This window comes from Limnospira sp. PMC 289.06 (assembly GCF_032350395.1).
Lineage (GTDB): Bacteria > Cyanobacteriota > Cyanobacteriia > Cyanobacteriales > Microcoleaceae > Limnospira > Limnospira platensis.
On sequence record NZ_JARPLC010000005.1, the window covers coordinates 53,253 to 69,597 of the forward strand.

The 16,345-nt window shown below is 44.7% G+C and carries 21 protein-coding genes; 9 read left to right on the forward strand and 12 right to left on the reverse strand.

Annotated elements, in window-relative coordinates:
• The first annotated feature begins 97 nt into the window (after positions 1-97).
• Entirely contained in the window at positions 98-1,090 is a 993-nt protein-coding gene (locus tag P5674_RS02340) for a ribose-phosphate pyrophosphokinase (protein WP_043468481.1), read from the forward strand.
• 101 nt (positions 1,091-1,191) lie between these two features.
• Here P5674_RS02340 and P5674_RS02345 read toward each other — a convergent pair whose 3' ends face one another.
• From P5674_RS02345 to P5674_RS02360, 4 genes are read right to left on the reverse strand one after another with little or no spacing between them, the layout of a single operon-like run.
• A complete protein-coding gene (locus P5674_RS02345; protein ID WP_315669772.1) occupies positions 1,192-1,674 on the reverse strand; it encodes a GNAT family N-acetyltransferase in 483 nt (160 codons plus the stop codon).
• 53 nt (positions 1,675-1,727) lie between these two features.
• Entirely contained in the window at positions 1,728-2,336 is a 609-nt protein-coding gene (locus P5674_RS02350) for a tRNA-(ms[2]io[6]A)-hydroxylase (RefSeq protein ID WP_006619567.1), read from the reverse strand.
• A complete protein-coding gene (locus P5674_RS02355) occupies positions 2,291-2,527 on the reverse strand; it encodes a hypothetical protein (RefSeq protein ID WP_148261863.1) in 237 nt (78 codons plus the stop codon). Before P5674_RS02355 ends, P5674_RS02350 begins: the two co-directional genes overlap by 46 nt.
• Positions 2,524-2,967, reverse strand: coding sequence for a hypothetical protein (locus P5674_RS02360; RefSeq protein WP_006619566.1), 444 nt, complete (start codon positions 2,965-2,967; stop codon positions 2,524-2,526). Before P5674_RS02360 ends, P5674_RS02355 begins: the two co-directional genes overlap by 4 nt.
• A 235-nt stretch (positions 2,968-3,202) precedes the next feature.
• On the opposite strand from P5674_RS02360, the gene P5674_RS02365 reads away from it, so the two are divergent.
• The 4 genes from P5674_RS02365 (at position 3,203) to obgE (ending at position 6,493) form a co-directional block, all read left to right on the forward strand.
• On the forward strand, positions 3,203-4,105 hold the full coding sequence (locus P5674_RS02365) for an NB-ARC domain-containing protein (protein WP_234933347.1): 903 nt from the start codon (positions 3,203-3,205) through the stop codon (positions 4,103-4,105).
• A gap of 174 nt (positions 4,106-4,279) precedes the next feature.
• Positions 4,280-4,612, forward strand: a complete 333-nt coding sequence (locus P5674_RS02370) for a hypothetical protein (RefSeq protein ID WP_286167355.1) — start codon at positions 4,280-4,282, stop codon at positions 4,610-4,612.
• A gap of 142 nt (positions 4,613-4,754) precedes the next feature.
• A complete protein-coding gene (gene psb32 / locus P5674_RS02375; RefSeq protein ID WP_014276297.1) occupies positions 4,755-5,462 on the forward strand; it encodes a photosystem II repair protein Psb32 in 708 nt (235 codons plus the stop codon).
• A gap of 20 nt (positions 5,463-5,482) precedes the next feature.
• Positions 5,483-6,493 (forward strand): GTPase ObgE, encoded by a 1,011-nt coding sequence (obgE, locus tag P5674_RS02380; RefSeq protein ID WP_006619564.1) that lies wholly within the window; start codon positions 5,483-5,485, stop codon positions 6,491-6,493.
• On the opposite strand, the gene mgtE is transcribed toward obgE, so the two are convergent.
• The gene (gene mgtE / locus P5674_RS02385) at positions 6,476-7,855 is read right to left on the reverse strand and encodes a magnesium transporter (protein ID WP_152088315.1); all 1,380 of its coding nucleotides are present in this window, start codon (positions 7,853-7,855) and stop codon (positions 6,476-6,478) included. The genes obgE and mgtE overlap by 18 nt on opposite strands.
• A gap of 159 nt (positions 7,856-8,014) precedes the next feature.
• Between mgtE and P5674_RS02390 the strand changes: the two genes are divergently transcribed.
• Complete coding sequence (locus tag P5674_RS02390) at positions 8,015-8,614, forward strand: gamma-glutamylcyclotransferase (RefSeq protein WP_315669773.1); 600 nt, start codon at positions 8,015-8,017, stop codon at positions 8,612-8,614.
• Positions 8,615-8,664: 50 nt separating this feature from the next.
• Here the strand turns inward: P5674_RS02390 and P5674_RS02395 are convergent, their stop codons facing one another.
• The 5 genes from P5674_RS02395 to rpaB are packed head-to-tail and all read right to left on the reverse strand — an operon-like array spanning position 8,665 to position 11,395.
• Positions 8,665-9,000 carry a hypothetical protein gene (locus P5674_RS02395; protein WP_315669774.1) on the reverse strand — a complete coding sequence of 112 codons (336 nt, stop codon included), beginning with the start codon at positions 8,998-9,000 and terminating at the stop codon, positions 8,665-8,667.
• Positions 9,000-9,371: a hypothetical protein gene (locus tag P5674_RS02400; RefSeq protein ID WP_006619560.1), complete on the reverse strand. Its 372-nt coding sequence runs from the start codon at positions 9,369-9,371 to the stop codon at positions 9,000-9,002. Before P5674_RS02400 ends, P5674_RS02395 begins: the two co-directional genes overlap by 1 nt.
• 50 nt (positions 9,372-9,421) lie before the next feature.
• Positions 9,422-9,943 carry a DUF456 domain-containing protein gene (locus P5674_RS02405; RefSeq protein ID WP_006619559.1) on the reverse strand — a complete coding sequence of 174 codons (522 nt, stop codon included), beginning with the start codon at positions 9,941-9,943 and terminating at the stop codon, positions 9,422-9,424.
• 14 nt (positions 9,944-9,957) lie between these two features.
• On the reverse strand, positions 9,958-10,629 hold the full coding sequence (locus P5674_RS02410) for a cofactor assembly of complex C subunit B (protein ID WP_006619558.1): 672 nt from the start codon (positions 10,627-10,629) through the stop codon (positions 9,958-9,960).
• A 34-nt stretch (positions 10,630-10,663) separates the two neighbouring features.
• The gene (rpaB, locus tag P5674_RS02415) at positions 10,664-11,395 is read right to left on the reverse strand and encodes a response regulator transcription factor RpaB (protein ID WP_006619557.1); all 732 of its coding nucleotides are present in this window, start codon (positions 11,393-11,395) and stop codon (positions 10,664-10,666) included.
• Between the two features lie 151 nt (positions 11,396-11,546).
• Between rpaB and radA the strand changes: the two genes are divergently transcribed.
• The 3 genes from radA (at position 11,547) to P5674_RS02430 (ending at position 14,353) form a co-directional block, all read left to right on the forward strand.
• Positions 11,547-13,286 carry a DNA repair protein RadA gene (gene radA / locus P5674_RS02420; protein WP_006619556.1) on the forward strand — a complete coding sequence of 580 codons (1,740 nt, stop codon included), beginning with the start codon at positions 11,547-11,549 and terminating at the stop codon, positions 13,284-13,286.
• 62 nt (positions 13,287-13,348) lie between these two features.
• A complete protein-coding gene (locus P5674_RS02425) occupies positions 13,349-13,576 on the forward strand; it encodes an indolepyruvate ferredoxin oxidoreductase subunit alpha (protein WP_006619555.1) in 228 nt (75 codons plus the stop codon).
• 87 nt (positions 13,577-13,663) lie between these two features.
• Complete coding sequence (locus P5674_RS02430; protein WP_006619554.1) at positions 13,664-14,353, forward strand: SH3 domain-containing protein; 690 nt, start codon at positions 13,664-13,666, stop codon at positions 14,351-14,353.
• Between the two features lie 15 nt (positions 14,354-14,368).
• Here the strand turns inward: P5674_RS02430 and P5674_RS02435 are convergent, their stop codons facing one another.
• Together P5674_RS02435 and P5674_RS02440 are read right to left on the reverse strand one after the other, a co-directional pair.
• The gene (locus P5674_RS02435; protein ID WP_006619553.1) at positions 14,369-14,794 is read right to left on the reverse strand and encodes a hypothetical protein; all 426 of its coding nucleotides are present in this window, start codon (positions 14,792-14,794) and stop codon (positions 14,369-14,371) included.
• Between the two features lie 233 nt (positions 14,795-15,027).
• Positions 15,028-16,311 (reverse strand): valine--pyruvate transaminase, encoded by a 1,284-nt coding sequence (locus P5674_RS02440; protein ID WP_315669775.1) that lies wholly within the window; start codon positions 16,309-16,311, stop codon positions 15,028-15,030.
• Positions 16,312-16,345 lie beyond the last annotated feature (34 nt).

A 16,345-nucleotide genomic window follows, 5' to 3' on the forward strand; every position in this document is an offset into this window, starting at 1 on the left:
GATAAGGAGAGTTACCCCTGAATGATAGCCAATTTAACTGTTTCCTGGGCTACTAAATAATGATAAAATTGCTAGGAATGAACTGCGAGGAAATGCCGTGATCCGTTCTGCCACTCTACCCCTTCCTCATTCTGAGGCACTAATGACCGACCACAATCGACTAAGATTGTTTTCAGGTTCTGCCAATACAGGTTTAGCTACCGAAGTGAGTCGCTATCTGGGCATTGATTTGGGGCCAATGGTTCGCAAGCAGTTTGCGGACGGAGAACTTTACATCCAAATTCAGGAGTCCATTCGAGGCTGTGATGTCTACCTAATTCAACCCTGTTGTCATCCAGTCAATGATAATCTGATGGAACTCCTAATTATGATTGATGCTTGTCGTCGAGCCTCTGCTAGGCAAATTACGGCGGTAATACCCTATTATGGCTATGCTAGGGCAGACCGCAAAACCGCCGGCCGTGAATCGATTACAGCCAAACTGACCGCTAATTTAATCACCGAAGCTGGTGCTAGTCGGATTTTAGCCATGGACTTGCATTCGGCACAAATTCAAGGATATTTTGATATTCCCTTCGACCATGTTTATGGTTCACCTGTTATTTTAAACTACCTAGCTAGTAAACGACTATCTGATATTGTCGTAGTATCTCCAGATGTCGGAGGTGTCGCTCGTGCTAGAGCTTTTGCTAAAAAACTCAATGATGCACCCCTGGCGATTATTGATAAGCGCCGTCAGTCTCATAATGTGGCAGAGGTTCTCAATGTCATTGGTGATGTTAGAGGTAAAACAGCGGTTTTGGTTGATGATATGATTGACACAGCCGGGACTATTAGCGAAGGCGCTCGCCTCCTCCGGGAAGAGGGTGCTAGGCAGGTTTATGCCTGTGCTACCCATGCGGTGTTTTCTCACCCAGCTATTGAACGTCTGTCTACGGGGGTTTTGGAGGAAGTGATTGTGACTAACACTATCCCCGCTTCCCCGGATAAAACTTTTGATCAGCTGACTGTGTTATCGGTTGCTAATTTACTTGGTGAAACTATTTGGCGCATTCACGAAGATAGTTCCGTTAGTAGTATGTTCCGCTAATTGACCAATTTTTAGCTTTGGCGGCGGGAAAGCTCCCGACTCTACCGGAAAGGCTGAGTGTGGCATTCAGAACCGCCGCCGGGTTGGTATAGGTCTCTATACTAAGGCAAAGTTTTTTTGTAAATGCGATCGCATCGTCGGGTTTCTACTCCCGTTGTCGGTTGATAGCCATGATTTTCATAGAGTTTCACGGCTTCCGTTAAAACCGTTGCAGTTTCAATCCAAATCTCCTGAAATCCTCGTGTGTGAATTTGTTGTTCTAATTGGGTTAATAAATATTTGCCTAATCCTAGACCTCGGACCTGTGGCTGTAAATACATTTTGCGAACTTCCACGGCATTTGTACCACGATTAATGGGATAATAAGCAGCAGTTCCGACTAGGTTTTGATGTTGTTCTACTACCCAAAATTCCCCATTCTTATTAAGATAATACTTTTCGACTTCCCAGACATCCACATCAGCGCCTTCCGGTTCACAAGTTAAACGATATTCAGCTAAGACGGAGGCGATTAAGTCTTGAACAACTTGGCGATCGCCTGATTCCCAGGAACGAATTATAAAATCTTTATATACTTTTCTCATAACCGTTAATTCGGTGATATAATCAGTTAAGAAATCGGAGTTTTTGGCAGAGACTAACTATGAATCCGGGGTTCCGGGTGCAGTGTGGAAAGGAGTTGACTTTCAATAGTAGCCAATTCCTCTAGTCTTTGGCTAACGGTTTCCTGTTCAAAATAAGTAGTTGCTAACACCCAATAAATACCATAGTGACGGGCTTCGGAAGCCATCAAACTGCGATAAAACTTAGCCAATTCCAACTCAGGACAATATTGGGATAATAAGCCTAAACGTTCATGGCTGCGGGCTTCTATCAATCCAGAAACCAATAATAAATCAAGCATTCTGTGTGGTTCTTCTCGGCGGACATGGCGATTCAAACCTGCGCCATAGGGGGGAGAGGGAAGCGATCGCATGGGAATGTGTCGTTTTTCCAGCCACTGATTGACCTGTTCAAAATGCTGTAATTCTTCTTGAGCGATCGCTGTTAACATTCGCACCAATTGGGTACTAGAGGGATAACGAAACATCAAATTCAAGGCTACTCCCGCCGCCTTACGTTCACAGTGGGAGTGGTCAAGTAGGATAATATCCAAATTAGCGATCGCCTGTTGAACCCAAGCCATTGAGGTAGGTTCTTTCAAGTATTTAATAGTTGCTCGTGAACCAGAAACCACAGATCCCATATCAATACCACGGAAAAGCCACCCCAATCATAGCAGAAGTAGGGTGCGTCAGAAGCGGTCAACCTGGCTGATAACCCGATGATTGATACTGACGCACCATAGGGAGTATCAGAAGCGGTCAACCTGGCTGATAACCCGATGATTGATACTGACGCACCATAGTACAGTAGTAGGGTGAGGTTGGTATTCATATACCTCTTAAACCTTGCTCTGCTGCCTGTTCTAAATTCTCACATTTTTGCACTAAAGTTTTAACAATACTGAGAAAATAGTTGATGTCTATTAGACTCATTTCAGCATTATGCATAATTGAAAAAACTTGACGATTGCTTAATTCTTCAATGCACCAAAATCCAATCTTATATTTGCTATTTTCTTTAAGCATATACGAAGAAAGCTGATGAGGAATTGCATCAAAGCTAGAAAACTTCAAGCCAGTGGGGCAAGAAAACTCTAAAGTTGTTTCATATCTGATAATAAAAACCGTTTGAGTTGTTCCTGAATCCATACCAAATCTCAGGACAGCTTTGTTGGAATTAAGTTCTGCAATACCCCAACCAATTCGGTTACAATATCCTCTAATTGTTGACTGAAAATTGTTTACTGAAAAAAGATCTTTATCAATAGCCATAGATCCATCTCCTGAATTGCCATTTTTTGATTCAGTAAAACCTTTTGCTGCTAAGGCTGTGACTGGTTGAGCCTGTCTCGTCTCAGTAGTGTACTGCTATCATTCTTTCCCCAGTCTATATCCGATCGCCTGACCCCTGCAACCTGAAAAAAACAGATTTTCTGGTCAATTTTGTGACAAAATGTTAGGGGAATGCCAGAAAAAACTTGATTTTCTGATTCAGAACTAAGTTATAATGGCTGAAACCCTTACCAAGCAGCAGTTGATGGATATAACAGAATTGTTACAATTTGCGGATCGGTTGGTAGCACAACAGACGGGAGAACACCTAGACGACCTACAAAAGTCGATCATTCAAGGACTGTTGACAGGGAAGACGTACAAGGATATCGTGGAAGATATCGGGAATGGCTACAATGAAAACTATATCGGAGATGTTAGCCGGAAATTATTTAAAATTTTATCTCAACAGCTTAATGAGGATATTAAAAAATCCAATTTTTGTTGGACTCTGGAAAGGGCAATAAATTCGCAAATATTTAGCTTTAATAACAATAATGTGACCTGGTGTCCTTATTATCCGAATGGCAATTCTGAACAGGAAGAACAAGCGATCGCTACTCCCCAACTACCGCCGCCCCAAAAAATATGCCATGATTTAACCATGGCACCTAAAATCTGGAAATTTTGCGATCGCAATGACGAAATAGATACCCTATCCCGTTGGTTAATTGATGAAAGTATACCCTTAATCTCAGTGGTGGGAATAGCGGGAATTGGCAAAAGCACCCTAGTCAAAAAATTAGTCGATCGCCATAAAGATAGTTTTGAGGTGGTGAGTTGGAAAAATCTAAAACTATCACCACATTTAACCACTATTGGCAATGATATTTTAACCAAATTCAATAAGGAATCCAGCCCCAAAGATTATCAAATCCATGACCTGATTAATCTGTTAATGCAACAAAAATGTTTGCTGATATTCGATGATTTACAAGAACTATTTATCAGCGGCAAGTTGGCGGGACAATACCAAACCCAATATAAAAACTATAGCCAATTTTTGAGAACGATCACACAAATTGAACATAAAAGCAGCATTATTGTAATCAGCCAAGAACAATCCCAAGAAATGTGATTATCCCTCAATAATGACCTATATCCTATCAAATCCTTAACTTTATCCGGCTTAAATAGTGTAGACATTTTAGAGAGTCTGCAATTATCAGACCGAGAAAGCTGGTCAAATTTAATCGAAATATACGAAGGAAATCCAGTCTATTTGGAAGATATTTGCTATTTAATTAGGAATATGTTTTGCGGTAAAGTCTCGGAGTTTTTGGCAGAAGAAACCCCGGTAATCACGGAATTAATGAGTAGTCAATTAGGAGAAGTTTTCGAGCGATTATCTTCCAGGGAAAAAGCGATCGCCTTAGAGTTAAGCCAAGTTGACCGTCCCCTGTCGCGATCGCAGTTAAACGAAAAATTATCCCTATCCTCCACCGAGATCATCAAAGGTTTACAATCTTTGCAGAGACGATGCTTGCTAAAAACTATCGAAAATGGTACAATGGCCTTCGCTTTATGTCCTGTCTTTAAACAATATATACGGAAGGGTTCACTGACGGCTCGATCTGAAATCTGAGAGTTGGAGGGTGGTTTCGGGGTGATCATGTGGTGACGATGAGGGGTTATAGGTAAGATTAACTAATGTGAAAGTATAGCGATCGCTAATGCAAAATTTGCGATAAAGTGGGGTCTAATGATACAGAAATTACTATGGCAGCATGAATCAACAGCTTAACGTGATGTCAAAATGGTGGCATTTGTTGGCGGGAATGATAGCAATAGTCATGGTCTTGCTATTGTCCACTGCGCCAGCTATGGCTACAGGAGTTTATCAAATGCCAGACTTGAAAACTGGCGATCGCACTTGGATTATTGATGATGAGGACATTCTCAGTCGCGCTACGGAAGGCAGAATTAACCAAAGCCTGGAGAAACTAGCGGACCAGACAGGGTATGAGGTGCGGTTAGTGACGATCCGCCGCCTGGACTACGGAGAAACAGCCCAAAGTTTTACTGATCAGTTGTTTGAGAAATGGTTTCCCACCGCAGAAGAGGCGGCTAATCAAACTCTGTTGATGGTGGATACCCAAACCAATAATAGCGCCATCCATACGGGAGACAATGTAAAACCGTTGCTAAGTGGTGCGATCGCTGATAGTGTAGCCAACGAAACCCTACAGATTCCCCTGCGAGAAGGTGAGAAGTATAATGAAGCCTTCCTGGCGGCGACAGATCGTATAGTCAAAGTCCTTTCAGGACAAGGAGATCCGGGCGCGCCTAAACTCCAGGAAAATCTGCAAGTGGCCAGTACATTTAAATCCGCTGAAGAAACGGACGACAAAAGTGCGACGATCTTAGTTGTGGTAGTCCTAGTAATTGCCACAGTCGCACCTATGGCGACTTATTATTACCTTCAACGGCCTTAAAAATGGGCTGATTTAAATCGATGCAGTTTATTGATCGCACTGAAATTGAAGTAGAGGCGGGAAAAGGGGGAGATGGCATAGTTGCCTTTCGCCGGGAAAAATACGTTCCGGCTGGGGGTCCGGCGGGAGGCAATGGGGGCCGAGGGGGTTCTGTGATCCTCAAAGCTGTGGAAGACCTGCAAACTCTCCTGGACTTCCAGTATAACCGTCGCTTTAAGGCTGATGATGGCAAACGAGGAGGACCGAAAAATCAAACGGGGGCATCGGGAAGCGATCGCATTATCGAAGTCCCCTGTGGTACCGTGGTCTATGATGCGAATACCTCAGAGGTGATGGTGGATTTAGTCACCCCTAATCAGCAATTTTGCGTGGCGGCTGGGGGTAAAGGCGGTTTGGGAAATACTCATTTTCTCAGTAACCAAAACCGCGCCCCTGATTATGCTTTACCGGGACTACCAGGAGAAAGTCGGCGACTACGACTAGAGTTAAAGTTGTTGGCAGAAGTGGGGATTATTGGTTTACCGAATGCGGGAAAATCAACTCTGATTTCGGCACTATCTTCAGCTCGTCCCAAGGTGGCGGATTATCCTTTTACTACGTTAATTCCTAACCTGGGAGTAGTGCGTAAACCAACGGGAGATGGGACGGTATTTGCGGATATTCCGGGATTGATTGAAGGGGCACACCGAGGCACTGGACTGGGCCATGAGTTTCTGCGCCATATCGAAAGAACCCGCATTGTCCTACACATGATTGATATTACCGATACTGACCCGATCGCTAATTATCAAATTATTCAACAGGAGTTAAATGCCTATGGGCGGGGTTTGGAAAGGCGGCGGCAAATTCTGGCTATTAATAAAATTGATGCGGCGGGCGACTCGGAGGAAAGAACTAAGGCGATCGCATCTCAACTTGAGGCGATCGCCGGGGTTAAAGTCTTCCTAATTTCGGCTGTAGCCCGCATTGGTTTGGATGCACTTTTACAGGAAGTTTGGCGATTTTTGGATGACCTAAAGACCGAGGAGTAATTTGGCGGTACTTAAATAAATCCAGATCCCCAAAATATCGACAATGGTAGTAATAAAAGGAGAGGACATCAAGGCGGGATCTAACCCAAAGGAATGAAACAGAAAGGGTAATCCCGCCCCGGCGGTGGCGGCAATAATAGTAATACACAGTAAACTAATCCCCACGGTTAAACCGATTTCAACTTGTCCTAAAAAGACAAACACCATCCCAATTACTACTACCCCTAATAAAATGCCCAAAAGTCCGCCAGTCATGGACTCGCGCATAATCACCCAAAGGGGTTTTTTATATTTCAATTCTTCGGTACTTAACCCGCGAATGACGACGGTTGAAGACTGGGCACCGACATTACCGCCAGCATCAATTAACAGAGGGGTAAAAAAGGCTAAGGCGACGACTTCATCAAGGACGGCTTCAAAATTGCTCATCACAAAAATAGTTAGGGTGTTGGTGATTAACAAAATAAATAGCCAGGGGATACGTTTACGGGTAATGGTGGCTAAATTGGATTGAAAATAGCTTTCCCCCTCGGACCTGACGGCACCCATAATATAAATATCTTCGGTGGCTTCCTTTTGCAAAATATCGATCGCATCATCTACGGTTACGACTCCGACTAAGGTATGATCGCGATCGACCACAGGTAAAGCAACTAAATCATAACGTTGAATGGAACGGGCGACTTCTTCCTGGTCTGTATCTGTTTGGGCAAAAACCACATCGGGATTAATGATATCACCTAGGAATTGCTCAAGGTCAGCTAATAATAAATCCCGCAGAGAAGCGACTCCCATTAACCGCCGTTGTTCATCAACTACATAGACATAATAACTCACTTCACGATCGCGTGCTAATTGTCTAATGCGATCGGATGCCTCTTTAATGGTTAAATTGTACCTCAAAGCGATATATTCAGGGGTCATGAGACGGCCGGCTGTTCCCGCCTGATAACCTAATAACTGAGAGGTGGCTTGACGTTCTTCGGGTGAAAGTTGGGCGAGAACCCGCCGCACTAACCGAGGGGGTAATTCATCAAATAAACCGGCGCGATCGTCGGGAGCCATACTATTGACAATCTCTAATAATTCGGAATCTCTAAACTCCTCAATTAAAGACTGTTGAATATCTGTAGAAAGGTGTTCATAAACTTCTACGGCTTCTGCTTTAGAAAGTAAACGAAAAGCAGTCAATTGCATGGCTTTGGGCAACCCATCTATGGCTTCAGCAATATCGACAGGCTGCACTGGCAATAATAGAGTTTTAGCACCTTCCCAGTTGCGCTCTTCTAATAACAGTCGCAATTGTTCCCTGACAATTGCCCGCAATTCACTCCGGGAACTCTTTTCCTCAATCTCCTGCATAGTTTTAGCTCCTGGGAATAATTAACTACAGTATTAAGGATATAGCAAAATCACTATGATCTAGTATATGGCGGCTGAAAAATAGTTATTTGTGATACATGAACTTGGGTGCATTTTGCTAAAATATGGGGGTGTCACCTAGGACAGGAGGAAGTAACATTGAACTCTGACACAGATACGATTCAATCTATAGATCCCATTCAGTGGGACGAAAAATTCATCTCAACTTCTCATGCTGAACCGAGTTTTTATTATTTCGCCTACGGTTCTTGTATGTGTCCGGTGGATTTGCAGCGGACTCTAAGTGAACCTACTCATTCCTATGTGATCGGACCTGCTACTCTACAGGGTTATCGGTTGGGGTTTTATCGGCATTCCCGGCGGCGCAATTGTGGGGCTTTGGATATAGTTAAAGATGCTAATTCTTCTGTGGAAGGGGTGTTATATCGACTTCCTTGGCGTTTAAGCGATCGCCTTGATGAACGGGAAGAAGTAAGAATTGACCCGGATAAACAGGTTCATATTGGCGGATATCGCCCAGAAATGATTGAGGTACATTCTCTGGGTAAGGATTATCAAAATGTGCGGACTTATATGGTAATTAATAAACTCGCCCAAGAATTAGCCCCGAATGATTGGTATTTTAATGTGGTTTTACGGGGTGCTGTTACCTGTGGTTTAACTCAGGAATATTGTTGGCAACTCTTTAACCATATGTATCATCTGCAACGCCAACAAGTTAGTTATCATAATTCCTAAAAGGCTACTGTAGAGACCAGTCTCGGCTGGTCTCGGCTGATGATTAGATGTCAGAAATCATTAACTTCTGCAATAATATCTAAGCTGGTTTTGGCGTGATTATTGGTAGGTTTATAAAGTTCCCTCAAATAGATATTACCATTTTGATATTCAATGTAAAACATCCATTTTGAGGTAGGGTCAATATCTACGGTATAAATATGAGCTTGAGTTCCCTTTAATCGTTTGAGGCGACTAATGGGAAAGTATTGATTTTGATAGGATTGGGGATTTTGTAACTCGGCGATCGCCGCCAAAAATTTCAGTTGCTGAGGTTCGGAAAAAACTGCCATAGCTTGGCGAATAATACCGCGCTCGTCAATTAATGGGGGAAATGGTGATAACATCAATAACTATCCTTATGGTCAATTATTTTTTCATAGATGGAGTTGCCGACCTGTCGATAAGCTGTAGCAGCATGACGGCTTTCTATGGCTTTAAATAGGGTGATTGACAGGCGATTAAATAGGGGGTCTTCGTCAATGGTGAGAATTACGCGCAGGTAGTAGTTAACAATAAATGAGTATAGGGAAGAACGGTAGTTATCTTTGAGATGAAATTGACAAAACTGATGAAGTCGTCTACTCCGCAGACTAGAGTTAGTTAATAATAAGGGAAGCCAATGTTCAAGTTCCTTGAGGATAATTAATTGTTCTTCCTGGGTAAATTTAGCTAAGTCCTGATTAAACTCATCAGTGGACTCAAACACAAGGTCCATAGATATTCACCCCTGAATCTATAAAGCGATCGCTAACTACGTCTTCTTTTTCAATAGGGCCAGGTGCTGGTCAGGAAAACTATTACGGAGGCGAAAGCTAAAACCCCTTGAAGTAAATTACCGAGGACGGTCCCGACAAAAATCCCGATCGCCGCCTTAACTGCGGAGCGCACCCGCAGACCTAAGACTAAATCCCGACGATAGAGAAATTCTCCGACAAAAGCGCCCACCAAAGGACCGATTAACAGCCCTAATAAGGGTCCGCCAAAAGGCAAAGCTGGTAAGAGACCAAAGAACCCCAATAATAAGCCAATGATTGCGCCAATTTGTCCCCATTTACTAGCGCCAGCTTTTTTAGCACCCAGATAAGCACTGAGGAATTCAACACCGACACTTAAAAGCAGGACAGCGATCGCCACACCAATAGGCCAGCCCATACCGGAAAAACCAGCAAAGATAGCCCAAATCAAAATAGCGGTAACAATCAGACCCGACCCAGGCAGCCCCGGAACGACGGCTCCGATGACCCCCAGGAGCATTACCAGCACCAATACCCAGTATAAAAATAACATTGTCTACCCCATTTCTAAGTTGTAATTTTGGTGGCATCGGACCCACCAAAGCGATCCAAAGTATCAGCCAATTTATCCGCAATTCCCTCAATCCAAACTTCATCTTGTTTGGTATAGCTGCGGGGAGTATTCGCCCCCAAAATCAAGACACCGCGATCGCCCATAGGTTGGCAGATGACACCCTGAGTGTTAGGAGGTAAATAGTCAAACTCGACCCTTCCGGGATACAAGGCCAAATTGACCAAGTAAACCGGTTTGTGGGTATCGAGAACCCGTTTAACAATAGGTCCGGGTTGCACCTGAGAATTAACCCCCAAAACGCCGCGTCGGAGTAACACCTGAGCATCCCAAACCACCAAAAGCGATCGGGTGACAGTATTAGTTAACAGCATCAGAGAGGCCCAAGCCAGTTCAGTTTTGACCGGATCGGGCAAATCCGGCTTGAGTTCAAAACCTTGGCGACCCTCCAACTCCACAGCCTCCGGTGGGATAGGTTGAATTTGCTGCCACAGTAAGCCGGTCAAAATCAACAAAGCGCTTAATATGACTCCCAAGGCATCCGAGCGGGCTTGAGAGTCCAAAATCTGGGGGGTTTCTAAACGATTGACGAGCAATAGCACCCCCCCTAAACCCCCCACCACCAGGGGCAAAAGTCGCAGAACTCGGTTAGAATTTATTTGAGCCATTTATGAGAAGCTCTAAAGGACAACTGAGATCCGATCAACCCACTTCTGAAGGATCAATAATGCGCTGGAATAAATAGCCAGTACCGCGAGCGGTCAAAATCAGTTCTGGGTTGCTAGGATCATCTTCTAACTTAGCTCTGAGCCGGGAAATATGCACATCGACGACGCGAGTATCAACATGGCGTTCGGGAGTATATCCCCAAACTTCCTGGAGAATTTCGGATCGGGAAAAGGGTTCTCCTGACCGACTGACCAAGAGTTCCAATAGGCTAAACTCCATCCCGGTTAAGCGGATGCGTTCATCACCTTTGTAAACCTGTCGCTTGTTGGTGTCAATCCTAATACTGGCAATTTGGATAACTCCAGAACTGGGAATTCCAGAAGCGCCATTTTTATCAATGCGGCGCAGGACGGAACGGATACGGGCCTCTAGTTCCTTGGGTGAAAAGGGTTTGACGACATAATCATCAGCGCCTAATTCTAACCCGGTGATGCGATCGGCGACATCCCCCAAGGCGGTGAGCATAATAATGGGGATGTCAGACTCCTTCCTTAATTCCTGACAAACTCCGTAGCCATCTAGTTTAGGCATCATCACATCCAAAACCACGAGGTCAGGTTCTGTCAGGCGGAAGGTTTCTAAAGCCTCCTCCCCGTCGGCGGCAGTTACTACATCGTAACCGATCATGGAAAGGCGAGTTTCCAAAATCCGGCGGATACTGGCCTCGTCATCGACAACTAAAATTCTTTCCTTATGGTTTTCCAATTGACCTCAATACTCCCTCTATAAGACTAGACTTGGTTTCATATAGTTTAACTGTAGGTGCGATCGCCTCTATTGTGCGGGTCGGATATAGCGCGTGTTGATCCCATTGTTTGCATATACAATAAGCATTGTACAGCCACTATTTTAAACAATGCCCAAGCCTCGAACATTATATGTTTGTCGTGAATGCGGGGCCGAGTTCTCCCAATACTTTGGTCGCTGTTCCAATTGTCAAGCCTGGAATTCTCTTGTAGAACAGGTGGTTGAACCATCGCCTACGCCGTCTCTACAGCGGTTTAGCTGGAGCGAGTTGGGATCTGGCTTAACTGAGGATGGGGAACATAAGCCGAACCTGGGACAACCGAGGTTATCATTTAGGCTGTCCCAGATTTCTGATCAGACTCAATCGCGCATCCCTTCTGGATATGGAGAGTTGGATCGGGTGTTGGGGGGTGGCATTGTTCCGGGGTCGTTGGTGTTGATTGGCGGTGAACCTGGTATTGGTAAGTCTACTTTACTGCTACAGGTGGCTAATAGTTTATCCCATCATGCCATGGTGCTGTATGTGTCGGCGGAAGAATCTGGACAACAGGTAAAATTGCGATCGCAGCGTTTATGGAATGCTCAATCAGTGGCTAATGTGGCTGATGATGATGGTGATGGTGATGATGACTTACAGACTGACAATCATGCACAAGTAAATAACCACCATAGTTCAGATGCTGTGGAAGTTACTAATGTTGACCCGTTTACCCAACAGTTACGAAACCAACGCCTTGACCAGACATCCCTCGCTACAGGAAATGGTAATTTATCTTCGGCTGAGTCGCCACCGGAATTATCCCCAGAGTCGGAAAATGGTCAAAATAGCCAGAATAGCCAGAATAGTGAGGAAGAGCAGGATTTATTTTTGCTCCCAGAGACGGATTTAGAGGTCATCCTGCGGGAGTTGGAATCTCTGAAACCCACCCTGGCGATCATCGATAGTATTCAAACTGTTTATTTTGCTAGTCTAACATCGGCTCCGGGTTCTGTGGCTCAGGTGCGGGAATGTACCTCGGCTTTGATGCAGGTGGCGAAGCGGGAAAATATTACTTTGTTGATTGTGGGTCATGTGACTAAGGATGGCAGCCTGGCGGGTCCGAGGGTTTTGGAACATTTGGTTGATACGGTATTGTATTTTGAGGGCGATCGCTTTGCGTCTCACCGTCTATTGCGATCGATGAAAAATCGATTTGGCGCTACCCATGAAATTGGCGTGTTTGAGATGGTTTCCCACGGCTTACAAGAGGTTTCTAACCCGTCGGAATTGTTTTTGGGAAATCGCGATGATTGCTCGCCGGGAACTGCCACTATTGTCTCTATGGAGGGAACTAGACCTATTGTGGTCGAGATCCAGGCTTTGGTGAGTCCTGCTAGTTATGGGTCGGCGCGACGGACGACTACGGGGGTTGATAGTAGCCGTTTGATGCAGATTTTGGCGGTTCTGGAAAAGCGCGTTGGTATCCCTCTTTCTAAGTTAGATGCGATTGTGGCTTCTGTGGGAGGGTTAAAGGTGGATGAACCGGCGGCGGATTTGGGGGTGGCGATCGCCATTGTCGCTAGTTTCCGCGATCGCCTTGTTGATCCTCGCACCATTTTAATCGGGGAAGTCGGATTAGGCGGACAGGTGCGCCCGGTTTCACAATTAGAGTTAAGATTGCGGGAGGCGGCTAAGTTGGGTTTTAAACGCGCTATTGTACCCAAGGGACAAAAACCAGAGGATTTGGGAATGCAAATTTTGCCCGTGGGTCGGGTGATTGATGCGATTCTTGCTTCTATCCCTACTCAACCGCCAAATGTGTCGGAGGGTTTTGGTGATGATTTTGATGATGATGATATCGGTTTTTGAGTTAGGCTGAGACTAGGTATAAACGGCTAGTTTGTCAGTGCGTTATCAAAGGGGAATTTATTATGGCTCATACTATTGTTACTGATGTCTGCGAAGGGGTCGCTGATTGTGTTGGCGCTTGTCCGGTGGCTTGTATCCATCCCGGTCCTGGTAAGAATACTAAGGGGACTGATTGGTATTGGATTGATTTCGATACTTGTATTGATTGCGGGATTTGTCTACAGGTCTGTCCGGTAGAAGGGGCTATTGTGGCGGAAGAAAGACCAGAGTTGCAACAAACTCCATCATAACTTGCCACGGCGATCGCTTTCTGTGTTTATGATCTTGGCGATCGCCCTGATAATCAACACCAGTCTACACCCAAACAACTCGAAATTATGATACAGCAAGCGATCGTTACTACCAGTGGTGATGTCCTCAATGTCCGCTCTAGTCCCTATGGTCCCGTTATTGATACTGTTGAACCCGGAACTGTTGTCGAAGTGATCGGAACTCCTGTTCCTCAAGGGGGGTTGACTTGGGTTCCTATTGGTGGCGATCGCTGGGTGTCGCGAGAGTTTTTAACTGTTCATAACCCCACAACTGAAACTGATGATCATCTCGCTAATACTATTCCCGGACCGAAAATTGTCGCCACTCAAACACAACAGACCATCGCCGGTGGTCTCAAGGTCTATCACACCGAGTTATTTGATGCTGGGGGATGGTTAGTTAATACAGTCCGCTGTATCTCTGGTCGTATCGGTCAGCAAACACCATCAGACCAGCCTGGCTCTCAAACACCCATTCCTTTTGGGGTTTATACTTTTGATATACCAGGTTCCGTAGAATATGCTGGCGGCGAATTTGGCGGGGTTTGGTCAGCAGTAACTCCCACCTTTGAAACCGATCGCGGTGGGTTTGGGGTTCATTATGATCCTTCCGTTTTTAAGGATAATGAAGAAACCGGAACCGCTGGCTGTTTGGCTACTCCTACTATTGAAGAACGGGATCTGATGACCGATTTTATCCGCACCCATGCTCCCACTCATTTGATTATTCAACCCGAATCAATCGATAATCAATAATCGATAATAGACTAATTACAGACCTGTTAAAGCGTCAGAGTTCGGGTCTGGTAGGGGCTCCTGAAGATTAGCAGACCAGATATCATCTATTTCGGGGTTGAACTTTGGGGATATTTCCGAGACTTTACTGATATCTAACCGATTTTGTTCTTGGAGTTTAACCAGCTCTTCCTGATAGGTAGCAATGAGGCGAGCTAAACTTAGGGCGATCGCATCCCAAGCCTCATCGCTCCTGATTTTATCAGCAATCCCCTGGAATAAACCCTCTTGTTTACTATTTTTTACATACTCTTTCAGACGAGAACCAGATTTTTGTATAGCCGCTTGGTAAACATCACCATTTGACCACCAGATCCCCGGTTGATTGAGTAACCAAGTGAGAATATACTCCCGTGCGTGTTGTTCCCGAACCCAAGTAGCTAGATACTTCAATTCATCCATGTGTCCCTCCGACCCCATATTGGCTCTGAGCGAGATTTGAGATTATCCCTGATTCATTCTACATTAATGCTCATCGGGTGGCGATCGATTCTGAATTACCGTTAAGTTGACTAAGAAGCGATCGCCTTCCCGTCCAGGTGCGAATAAATGCGATCGAGCATTTACGGGGGTTCAGAATTCCAGAGATTTTGAACCCCGATAAACTCTAGTAATTATACAGCCTTAATTAGCACTTAAACTTCTACCATAGCCTGTCTATAAACCATTTCGACCACCTGAGCTAGACGCTTCATCCCTTCCACAATCTCCTCATCAGTAGCAGTTAGACTAATGCGAATACATTGATTTTTGTGAGACCATTCTTGTTGTAATCCTGGGAAAAATGAATTACCAGGAACCACGATAATACCCACCTTTTTCAGCTCCTGATATAGTTCTAAGTCTGTGATTGGTAAATCCTTAAACCACAGCCAGGCAAAAATTGCCCCTTCTCCGCGATGCAAAAACCAGGGTAAATCCGTAGACATCGCATCATTTAAAGTAGCTTCTAAGATATTAAATTTATTGCTGTAGTAGGGACGAATTACCTCAACCGAAATATCAGACAAAGCTCCCGATCCAATCGCTCTAGCTGCTATAGCTTGTCCGTAGCGGGGGGAGTGAATACAGGCGTTAGTTTGGAAGGCTTCCAAAACTTTAATCACATCTTCATTACCAATAGCCACACCTAAACGCTCTCCGGGTAATCCGGCTTTAGACAAGCTGATACAGTGAATAATATTATCAGCAAAAACCGGAGCCATGTCCGTAAAATTCAAAGCCGGGAACGGGGGAGCATAGGCGGAATCTACGAATACTGGCACATCATAAGGGGATGCTAAATCGGCGATTTTTTGCACTTCTTCTGAGGTGAGAATATTGCCGCTGGGATTACAGGGACGGGAAAAAATAACGCAGCCTGTATCCTCATTAATGGAGAGTTGATTAAAATCGGGTCGATATTTAAACCGATGGGAATTTTCGTCTATGTCGAGGGTGGGTTGATAAGCAAAAACCGCCTCGGGAATAAGACTAACGCCGCCGTAACCCGTATAGTCTGGACTGAGGGGAAGGACAATTTTTTTGAGCTGTCCTTGGCTGTTATAACCTCCGAAGGCGTTGGCGGCGTAAAAGTAAATTGATTGACTTCCGGGAGTGACTAGGATATTGCGATCGCTTAAATTTAACCCATAGCGAGAGTTAAAATCTTCCACAATGACATCAATAAAAGGTTGGTATCCTTGGCTCGAACCGTAGCGACAGACTACCTCACCATATTCGGGACTAGATAGGAGTTGCTCGGTACATTCGCGCCAAAGTTGTTCGACTTCTGGTAAGATGACCGGGTTTCCGGCGCTTAAATTAATGAATTCTTGACCTTTACCAGAGCGCAAGGTTTCGATAATATCTTTCATAATGGCTCGCACTCCCGTTAAACGAGACATGCGATCGCCAAAGTTCGTCAAAGCAGGATTCATAGTCAACTTGACCTATAATTAATCTCGAGTAGAT